The organism is Denitromonas ohlonensis, assembly GCF_007625205.1.
Classification (GTDB): domain Bacteria; phylum Pseudomonadota; class Gammaproteobacteria; order Burkholderiales; family Rhodocyclaceae; genus Nitrogeniibacter; species Nitrogeniibacter ohlonensis.
On record NZ_VMNI01000008.1, the window covers coordinates 48727 to 58338 of the forward strand.

A 9612-nucleotide genomic window follows, 5' to 3' on the forward strand; every position below is an offset into this window, starting at 1 on the left:
GGTTTGGATAACCCCGACCCGTGCGATGCGAAGCGGGGAGCAACCGGGGCCGCGCACACGCACCGCCCCGGTTGAGTGACAGCCGCGGCGCACCCGTGGCGCGCCGCGCTCACACAGTCTTACTTCAGCACGCCCGCTTCGCGGTAGTAACGCTCGGCACCCGGGTGCAGCGGCAACGGCAGGGCCTTGGCGGCGCCTTCCAGGGTGATGCCCTTGGCTGACGCATGCGCCGCCACCATCTGGTCCATATTGGTGAACATGGCCTTGGTCATGGCATACACGGCGTCAGCGTCGACATCTTCGTGGGTCACGAGGATGTTGCGCACGGCAGCGGTCGGTACGTCTTCGGTCTGGCCGGTGTAGGTGTTGGCCGGAATGGCTTCTGCGGCGTAGGCCGGGTCACCGACTTTCTCGACCACGTCGGCCGGGATGGACACCACCACGATCTCGATCGCGGAAGACAGGTCGCGCAGCGAGGCCACGCCCAGGCCGGCCGACTGCAGGGTTGCGTCGAGCTGACGGTTCTTCATCAGTTCAACCGACTCGCCAAAGGGCAGGTACTCGGTCTTGGCGAAGTCCTCGTAGCTCATGCCAGCCGCCTTGAACAGCGCGCGGGCATTGAGTTCGGTGCCCGACTTGGGGGCGCCCACGGAAATACGCTTGCCCTTCAGGTCAGCCAGCGTCTTGATGCCCGATTCCTTGGAGGCCACGATCTGGATGTAGTTGGGGTAGATCGCGCCGAGGGCACGCAGCTTGGTCAGCGGCTTCTTGAAGCCGGCTTCTTCCACACCCTTGTAAGCGTTGGACACCGTATCGCCCAGCGCAAAGGCCACTTCACCCCGGCCCGCTTGCAGCAGATTCACGTTTTCGGCGCTGGCCTTGGTCGATTGCACGCTGATCTTGGCATTCGGCAGCGCCTCGCCATACAGCTTGGACAGGGCCACGCCCATCGGGTAATACACGCCACTGGTGCCGCCGGTCAGCACGTTGATGAACTTCTGCTCGGCTTGCACGCCGGTCGACACGATCAGGGCTGCCGCTGCGAACCCCAGGGTACGGATGAATTTCATGGTGGTCTCCTCCATGGATGGTTATGTCGGCGGGCAAACGACACGGCGGCAAGAAAGGGAGGGAGACTCACCACCGGTCGCGCCCGACCTGACACATTATTGCAAGTGTCGGGCCAGTTCCTGAGACACCCACATTCATTCTAAAAAATCATGCACTTAGCAATTCACTCATCGCCCGACCGAGCGCTGACCGTGCGGATATCCGCACACGCCGCGCCAGCCGCGGGCGATAAACCGCACAAGCTGCAGGCGGTCGTGCCGTTATCTCAATTGATGGCTACACTGCCCTCACAACAGCGATGTACCCGTAACGCGTGGTGGAGAGCGCATGTCCCCGATAAACACCAGTGCCCGCATCCTGATCGTCGACGACACCGCCGAGAACCTCGCGGTGCTCGGCGACGTGCTGCAGCCCGACTACACCGTGCAGGCCACCACCAGCGGCGAGCGCGCGCTGGTCATTGCGGCCACGCAGCCCGCACCCGACCTGATCCTGCTCGACATCATGATGCCCGGCATGGACGGCTATGCCGTGCTCGGCCGACTGCGCCAGAACCCCGCCACCCGCGAGATCCCGGTCGTCTTCCTCACCGCCCTCACCGACACGCAGGACGAAGAACACGGACTGGCCCTCGGCGCGGTCGACTACATCGCCAAGCCGATCCGCCCGGCACTGGTGCTCGCCCGCGTGCGCACCCAACTCGAAGCCAAGCGCGCGCGCGATGTATTGCGCGATCACAACATCTTTCTCGAATCCGAGATTACGCGGCGCATGGCCGACAACGAACACATCCAGGCGGTCAGCATCCGGGCGCTCGCCCACCTGGCCGAAATCCGCGACACCGACACCGGCAACCACCTGCTGCGCACTCAGGCCTATGTCCACCGGCTGGCCACCTGCCTGAGCACTCACCCGCGATTTACCGCCACACTGACCCCGCAATACATCGACCTGCTGGCCCGCTCGGCCCCTTTGCACGACATCGGCAAGGTCGGCATTCCCGACCACATCCTGCTCAAGCCGGGCAAGCTCGACGGGGCCGAATGGGAAGTCATGAAAACCCACTCGGCCCTGGGCGCAGCCGCCATCGAACAGGCCGAGCAAGATGTGCGCGAAGCACTGCCGTTTCTCTCGCTGGCCAAGGAAATTGCGCGCAGCCACCATGAGCACTGGGACGGTTCCGGCTACCCCGACGGCCTGACCGGCGAGGCGATTCCGGTCTCGGCACGACTGATGGCACTGGCCGACGTCTTCGACGCGCTGGTCCATGCCCGAAGCTACAAACCCGCCATGCCCACCGACGACGCCCGCGACATCATCCTGGCCGGCCGCGGCAGCCACTTCGACCCGGCCGTGGTGGACGCCTTCGAGGCCAACTACACCACCTTCGTCGACATCGCCGAGCGCTACAATGACGCCCCATAAACCCTCCGCGCCCGCACTGGACCTGCCGCCAGCGGATGACACACCGTCCCCGCCGCTCGCCGAACAGCAACGCGGGCGCGTGCTGCGCATCGCGCTGATCTACGCGCTGGTCGCCGGCCTGTGGATCGTCTTTTCTGACCGGATCGTCGAACATCTGCTGAGCGATCCCGCCCATCTGGCGATGGCGAACACCCTCAAGGGGCTCGCCTTTGTCGTCGTCACCACCGTGCTGCTGTACGCCCTCGTCAGCCGGCTCATCCGTCAGATCACGCAATCCGCCCAGACCGCCTACGCCGCACAAGCCGAAGGTCTGCAGGCGCTGAGCCTGCTTGACGCCGTGGTCACGGGGTCAAAAGACGCCATTTTTGCCAAGGACCTGGACGGCCGCTACCTGCTGTTCAACCGCGAAGCCGAGCGGCTCACCGGCGCTGAGGCCGAGACGATCATCGGCCAGAACGACTGCGCTGTGTTTGACCCCGAAGCGGCGGCTCAGGTCATGGCCAATGACCGCCATGTGATGGCGTCCAACGCCGTCGTCACGTTCGAGGAGCACCTTGGCACGACCGACGGCGACCTGGTGTTCATGGCCACCAAAGGTCCCCTGCATGACGCCGACGGCCGGGTCATTGGCCTGTTTGGCGTCTCGCGTGACATCACGCCACTGCACCGCGCGGAAAAGACCCTGGCCACCCAGAATCAGACACTCGAACTGGTGGCCACCGGCGCCCCCCTGGCCGACACCCTGGACGCCCTCGCCCGCGCCATCGAAGCGCAGGGCAGCGGCATGCTGGTATCCATCCTGCTCCTCGACGCGGCGCAGGGCCGCCTGTTCAATGGTGCCTCGCCCAATCTGCCGCCCGACTACGTCGCCGCCACTGACGGCGCCCCGATCGGCGACAGTGCCGGCTCCTGCGGCACAGCGGCCTTTCGCGGCACGCAAGTCATTGTCGAAGACATCGCCACCGACCCCCTGTGGGCCAACTACGCAGGCTTGGCGGCCCAGTATGGGCTGGGCGCATGCTGGTCAACACCGATTCTCGCGCCAGACAACACCGTCCTGGGCACCTTTGCGGTGTACTACACCCAGCCGACCGCGCCCTCGCGCTGGCATCTTGAGCTGATCGACCATGCCACCCATGTGGCGGCCATCGCCATTGCCCGCAACCGCGAAGAATCCGAGATCCGCAAGCTGTCGCTGGCGGTCGCGCAAAGTCCGGAGAGCATCGTCATCACCGATCTGGAGGCCAATATCGAGTATGTGAACGAGGCCTTTACCCAGATCAGCGGCTACACCGCCAAAGAAGTGCTCGGCCAGAATCCGCGCATCCTGCACTCCGGAAAAACCCCGCCCGAGGTGCATCGCGAGATGTGGGCAACGCTCGACCGCGGCGAGGTCTGGCGGGGCCAGCTATACAACAAGCGCAAGGATGGCAGCGAGTACACCGAATTCGCCATCATCAGCCCGATCCGCCAACCCGACGGCCGCATCACCCACTATCTGGCGGTCAAGGAAGACATCACCGAAAAGAAGCGCGTCGCCGACGAACTGACCCGCCATCGCCACCACCTCGAAGAGCTGGTCGAAGCGCGCACCGCCCAACTGGTCGAGGCGCAGCTCGAAGCCGAGTCGGCCAACCGAGCGAAGAGCGCCTTCCTGGCCAACATGAGCCATGAAATCCGCACACCGATGAACGCCATCGTCGGCCTGTCGCACCTGCTCAGCCGCGACCACCCCACCCCGAAACAGGCCGAGCGACTGGCCAAGGTCGAAATCTCGGCCCGCCATCTGCTCACCTTGCTCAACGACATTCTCGACCTCTCCAAGATCGAGGCCGGCAAGTTGCAGCTGGAGCAGCTCGACTTCTCCATCGACACCGTCCTCGACCAGGTCCACTCCCTGATCGCGACCCAGGCGCAGGACAAGTCGCTGGCCATCGAGGTTGACGGTATCGGTCACCCCCTGTGGGTGCGCGGCGACCCCACCCGCTTGCGCCAGGCCTTGCTCAACTACGCCGGCAATGCCGTCAAGTTCACCGAAGCGGGCGTAATCACACTGCGCGCGCGGCTAGAGGGCGAGACCCCCACGCACCTGAACCTTCGCTTTGAAGTCAGCGACACCGGCATCGGCATCACGCCGGAGGCCCGTCGGCAATTGTTCAATGCCTTCGAGCAAGCCGACGCCTCGACCACCCGCAAATACGGGGGCTCCGGCCTCGGCCTGGCGATTACCCGCCGTCTGGCTGAATTGATGGATGGCCGCGTCGGCGTGGACAGCACCCCCGGCCTCGGCAGCACCTTCTGGATCACCGTGCGCCTGCCGCGCGGCCAGGCGCGATGCCGCCCGGCGCCCCAGCCCAGTCCGCCCGCGCCCGTAACCCACGACAGCCCGCAAAACCTGCGCCTGCTGCTGGCCGAAGACAGCGAGATCAATCGCGAAGTCGCCCTCGCCCTGCTCGACGCTCAGGGCTGGCATGTCGACAGCGCCGAGAATGGCGATGTCGCGGTGCGCATGGCCCGCGCCCAGCCCTACGCATTGATCCTCATGGATGTGCAGATGCCGGTCATGGACGGACTCGACGCCACGCGCGCCATCCGCGCCCTGCCGGGCTACGCCGCCACCCCGATCCTGGCCATGACCGCCAACGTGTTTTCGCAGGATCAGGCGGCCTGCCGCGCCGCCGGCATGAATGACTTCATCCCCAAACCGGTCGAACCCGCCCAGCTTTACGAAATGCTGGCCCGCTGGCTGCCGGTCGATGTCGACACGGCTCCGCCAGCACCGGCGAACCCACCGGCGATCGCCGCCGACCCCGAGGCGGCCGCGCGCCTGCTGGCCGAACTGCGCCCGCTACTGGTAGCCAGCGACATGCGCGCCAACGCCTTGCTGCAATCCAACGCGGCGCTGATCAAGGCCTGCTTTGGCCCGGCCGGCCAAGGCCTCGTCTCGCAAGTGAACCGCTTCAACTACCCCGAGGCTGTCACGGCGCTCGACGCACTGCGATCAACACCCGACACACCCTAGGAGCCTGTCGGACTTAAGGCTGATCTGCTGCGCCGGTGGGAGAGCGGTCCATATCCGGCCGATTTTTCGTTGTATAGCACCACCATGCGCCTCAAAACCGACCGAATCTGACCTCACTCTCCCACGCGGCTCACGACGATCACTCAAGTCCGACAGCCTTCTAGCGCGTCCCGATCCCGATATTGATGCCGATGCCCACCCCGGAGCCACTTCCGCCGCCGATCCCGAACCCGCCAAAAAACCGGCCGTCGCGCGGATACTCGTAAGTGGTCGAGGTGCGCAGCACCACCTCGTCGCGAAAATGCACATTGAAATAGGTGGCCGTGCCGGGGTTGCCGATATTGCTGATATTCCAGTCATACACCGTCTCACCCGACAGCGAAAAATGCTCGACGCTGCGCTGCGGCCCGAGTTGGTCGATCACCTGCACCACCGTCATGCCCGGCCGGATGCGGGCCAGGCGGTCGGCGGCGAGGCCATCCCAGGTCTCGATCACCTGACCGGTCGCATCGAACTTCACCTGCACAAACGTGGTGCCGAAGGGCTGGGTGGCGTATTGCCACAACTCACCCCCACCGGGCTGCACGATGATCCGGGTCGGCGCGCCATGCTCGGAGCGCACCTGCACCGCCGACTGCCCCGGCGCGATCGGCGGCCGCGTCGCGCAGGCCGACACACCCAACACCAGCAACACCGCCAGCCACATTTTCATGATCAGCGCCCCTTGTACTCGATGTCTCGGCCCGTGCGCACGACCTGGCCCTTGGGATTGAAATAAACGTTGAAGAAGACCGGCTCGGCCCCGTTGCTATTGTCGATCAGCCAGTCCCAGACCGTCTCGTTCTTGAGTTGAAAGTACTGCGTCTTGGCCGGCTTGCCGAGCAGGCGGCGCACCTGATCCTGATTCAAGCCGGGCTGGATGCGGGCGAACTGCGCTTCGGTCAGCACCTGCTCGACCTTCTGCACGATATTGCGGCCATCGACCGTGATCAGATAGCAGGTGGTGCCCTGCGGCTGCTGGGTGTACTCCCAGGTCACCGACCCATCCTCGTTGCGCCACTCGATCCCCGGCGGGCCGAGCTTGTCGCGCACCTCGAAGCCGGTCGACACGCCGGGCTTGAGGTCGTCGATGACGAACTGATCACACGCGCTGAGGCCGAACAGGCTCAGCACACCACACAGCAGGGACAGCAACTTCTTCATGAGGCCTCCGTCGAAAATGGGCGGATCCGTGCGCCGCACGGCCCCCGGCGCTAGAATGGCGGGGGTTTGACGCAGCGTTTTCGCGATGTCGGCGGGATGCGCGAGCAGTTTGTTTCGCACCACACCGGCCAGCGTTAGTCCCATTTTGACACTCGATAGCTTCCAGGAGAGCTAGCAAAATGCAAAAAACAGTACTCGCACTGGCCCTGTTCGGCCTCGGCCTCGGTGTTGCCCATGCTGACGCCGTCAAAATCGGCCACGCCGGCCCGCTGACCGGCCCGATCGCCCACATTGGCAAGGACGGCGAGAACGGCGCCCGTCTGGCGGTTGAAGACGCCAACGCCGCCGGCGTCATGATTGCCGGCAAGAAGGTCACCTTCGAGCTGATGGGCGAAGACGACCAGGCCGACCCGCGCATGGCCACCACCGCCGCCCAGCGTCTGGCCGATGCCGAAGTCGTCGGCGTGGTCGGTCACGTCACCTCCGGCGCCTCGATCCCCGCCTCGCGCGTGTATGAGCAGGCCGGCATTCCGGTCATCACGCCCTCGGCCACGAACCCCAAACTGACCCGCCAGGGCTACAAGGTCACCTTCCGCGTCATCGCCAACGACCTGCAGCAGGGCGCCGCGATGGCCCAGTACGCCGCCGAATCGCTCAAGCTCAAGAAAGTCGCGATCATCGACGACCGCACCGCTTACGGCCAGGGTCTGGCCGATGCCTTCTCTGACGCGCTCAAAGGCTACGGCGTACAAGTGGTGGGCCGCGAATTCACCAACGACAAGGCCACCGACTTCATGGCCATCCTCACCAAGATCAAGGGCCAGCAGCCGGACGCGATCTTCTACGGCGGCATGGACGCCCAGGCGGCCCCGATGCTGCGCCAGATGCGCCAGCTCGGCTACACCGGCAAGTTCCTCGGCGGTGACGGCGTGTGCACCGGCGAAATGCTCAAGCTCGGCGGCGAAGCGCTGAAGGAAGACACCTTCTGCTCGCAAGCCGGCATCCCGATGGAGAAAATGCCCAAGGGCGCCGACTTCAAGGCGCGCTTCAAGAAGCGCTTCAACACCGACGTGCAGCTCTACGCGCCCTACAGCTACGACGCCGCCATGGCGATGATCGAAGCCATGAAGGTGGCCGGCTCGACCGCACCGGCCAAGTACCTGCCGGCGCTGCAGAGCATTTCGTATGAAGGCGTGACCGGCCAGATCGCCTTCGACAAGTTCGGCGACATCAAGTCGGGCGGCACCACGCTGTTCCAGTTCAAGGACGGCAAGTGGGCCACCCTGAACTGATTCACGCTCAGTGACCCAAAAGGCCCGCCACCGCGATGGCGGGCTTTTTTCGTCAAGGCATTTCACGCCCGATCCATGACACAACTCTTCTTTTTCCTTGCCGGCCTGATCGCCCTCACCGTCGGCGCCGACGTGCTGGTGCGGGGCGCCTCGCGCCTGGCGCTGTCCTTTGGCCTGTCGCCGCTGGTGGTCGGCCTGACCATCGTCGCCTTCGGCACCAGCGCGCCCGAGATCGCGGTGGCCATCGACGCCGCCATCGCCGGCCAGTCGGCGCTGACCATCGGCAATGTGGTCGGCAGCAACATCTGCAACCTGTTATTGATTCTCGGCATCGGCGCGCTGGTCACGCCGCTGTCGATTGCCGGGCAAGTCATCCGCCAGGAGGTGCCGGTCATGATCGGCGCCTCGGCGCTGGTCGTCGGCCTCGCCGCCAATGGCCAGATCGGCCAGGCCGAAGGCGGCTTGCTGCTCGCGCTGCTGATCGCCTATCTGATTTTTCTGGTGCGCCAGTCGCGCCGCGCCTCGCAGGCCGAACAGACCCATTTTGGCGATCTGGCCGCGCCGGGCGCCGATGGCCACTGGAGCCTGGATCTGCTCAAGGTCGCCGCCGGCCTCGGTTTGCTGGTGCTCGGCGCCGACTGGCTGGTCAACGCTGCGGTGTTCTTCGCCCGCTGGCTGGGCGTGGATGATCTGGTCATCGGCCTCACCGTGGTCGCCATCGGCACTTCGCTGCCCGAGATCGCCACCTCGGTCATGGCCGCGATCCGCGGCGAGCGCGACATGGCCATCGGCAACGCCGTGGGCAGCAATGTGTTCAATCTGCTCGGCTGCCTCGGTCTGGCCGGTCTGATTTCGCCCACCGGCCTGCCGGTGCCCGCCGCGGCCATCGACTTTGACCTGTGGGTCATGCTGGCCGTCGCGGTCGCCTGCCTGCCGGTGTTTCTCGTGCGCCGCGAGATCGCCCGCTGGGAAGGCGGCGTATTCATCGCCTACTACATTGCCTACGTGATCTACCTGGTGCTCGATGCCACCGGCAGCGGTGCGCTCAAGACCTTCACCATCGCCATGCTGGGCTTTGCCCTGCCGCTCTCGGTCATCACCCTGATTGCCGTGAGCCTCCGCCAACGGCGTCGGGGCAAGCCCCGCTGATCGCCAGCGGCCGATACGCCTCGCATCGGGCGTGCGCATCCCGCCGGGTGTAAAGCCATCCGTCACACCGCCATCGCGCACTCCGCCGAGACCCGCGCCAAACGGTCGTCGAAGGCCCGCCGGCGGCCGCGCCAATCCGTCGCAACAAGTCAAAAAGTGTCGGAATTTTTTACACTGCATGACCGTGACCTATGCCATCGGCAGCCATGATCGCTTATGTAACAATAGTTTGCACAGGGCGGTACATGTCTTGCTTCACCTCTCCATATTATTGACCTGCGTCAATTTGGCCGACGCACCTCCGTCAGCCAATCCTCAAGAACACTGCACTCGAACGCCCCTGATACCGGCACTCAACAGCCAGACAGGGACCGCGGCAAGAACCGATGGCCCGATGCGCATGTTCACGGCCCCCACCGGCACTGCCTCAGCAATTCACTTCGCGGCGGG

At 65.0% G+C, this 9612-nt stretch carries 7 protein-coding genes; 4 read left to right on the plus strand and 3 right to left on the minus strand.

Translation table 11 applies throughout. From position 1 onward, the window contains the following. Positions 1 to 119 precede the first annotated feature (119 nt). Positions 120 to 1070 (minus strand): TAXI family TRAP transporter solute-binding subunit, encoded by a 951-nt coding sequence (locus FHP89_RS10040; RefSeq protein WP_144175703.1) that lies wholly within the window; start codon positions 1068 to 1070, stop codon positions 120 to 122. Positions 1071 to 1398: 328 nt separating this feature from the next. Between FHP89_RS10040 and FHP89_RS10045 the strand changes: the two genes are divergently transcribed. Together FHP89_RS10045 and FHP89_RS10050 are read left to right on the plus strand one after the other, a co-directional pair. Then, on the plus strand, positions 1399 to 2496 hold the full coding sequence (locus FHP89_RS10045; RefSeq protein WP_144175704.1) for a response regulator: 1098 nt from the start codon (positions 1399 to 1401) through the stop codon (positions 2494 to 2496). After that, on the plus strand, positions 2483 to 5518 hold the full coding sequence (locus tag FHP89_RS10050) for a PAS domain S-box protein (RefSeq protein ID WP_144175706.1): 3036 nt from the start codon (positions 2483 to 2485) through the stop codon (positions 5516 to 5518). Before FHP89_RS10045 ends, FHP89_RS10050 begins: the two co-directional genes overlap by 14 nt. Before the next feature lie 160 nt (positions 5519 to 5678). Here FHP89_RS10050 and FHP89_RS10055 read toward each other — a convergent pair whose 3' ends face one another. Both FHP89_RS10055 and bamE read right to left on the minus strand, forming a co-directional pair. Next, positions 5679 to 6230 (minus strand): hypothetical protein, encoded by a 552-nt coding sequence (locus FHP89_RS10055; RefSeq protein WP_144175708.1) that lies wholly within the window; start codon positions 6228 to 6230, stop codon positions 5679 to 5681. A 2-nt stretch (positions 6231 to 6232) separates the two neighbouring features. Continuing rightward, a complete protein-coding gene (gene bamE / locus FHP89_RS10060; protein ID WP_144175716.1) occupies positions 6233 to 6721 on the minus strand; it encodes an outer membrane protein assembly factor BamE domain-containing protein in 489 nt (162 codons plus the stop codon). Between the two features lie 179 nt (positions 6722 to 6900). On the opposite strand from bamE, the gene FHP89_RS10065 reads away from it, so the two are divergent. Together FHP89_RS10065 and FHP89_RS10070 are read left to right on the plus strand one after the other, a co-directional pair. Continuing rightward, positions 6901 to 8013, plus strand: a complete 1113-nt coding sequence (locus tag FHP89_RS10065) for a branched-chain amino acid ABC transporter substrate-binding protein (RefSeq protein ID WP_144175724.1) — start codon at positions 6901 to 6903, stop codon at positions 8011 to 8013. Between the two features lie 75 nt (positions 8014 to 8088). Then, the gene (locus tag FHP89_RS10070) at positions 8089 to 9162 is read left to right on the plus strand and encodes a calcium/sodium antiporter (RefSeq protein WP_144175732.1); all 1074 of its coding nucleotides are present in this window, start codon (positions 8089 to 8091) and stop codon (positions 9160 to 9162) included. The last annotated feature ends 450 nt before the right edge of the window (positions 9163 to 9612 follow it).

Coding starts and splice junctions, on each gene's coding strand:
- FHP89_RS10040 (WP_144175703.1), bottom strand. CDS start 1,070: ATGAAATTCATCCGTACCCTGGGGTTCGCAGCGGCAGCCCTGATCGTG.
- FHP89_RS10045 (WP_144175704.1), top strand. CDS start 1,399: ATGTCCCCGATAAACACCAGTGCCCGCATCCTGATCGTCGACGACACC.
- FHP89_RS10050 (WP_144175706.1), top strand. CDS start 2,483: ATGACGCCCCATAAACCCTCCGCGCCCGCACTGGACCTGCCGCCAGCG.
- FHP89_RS10055 (WP_144175708.1), bottom strand. CDS start 6,230: ATGAAAATGTGGCTGGCGGTGTTGCTGGTGTTGGGTGTGTCGGCCTGC.
- bamE (WP_144175716.1), bottom strand. CDS start 6,721: ATGAAGAAGTTGCTGTCCCTGCTGTGTGGTGTGCTGAGCCTGTTCGGC.
- FHP89_RS10065 (WP_144175724.1), top strand. CDS start 6,901: ATGCAAAAAACAGTACTCGCACTGGCCCTGTTCGGCCTCGGCCTCGGT.
- FHP89_RS10070 (WP_144175732.1), top strand. CDS start 8,089: ATGACACAACTCTTCTTTTTCCTTGCCGGCCTGATCGCCCTCACCGTC.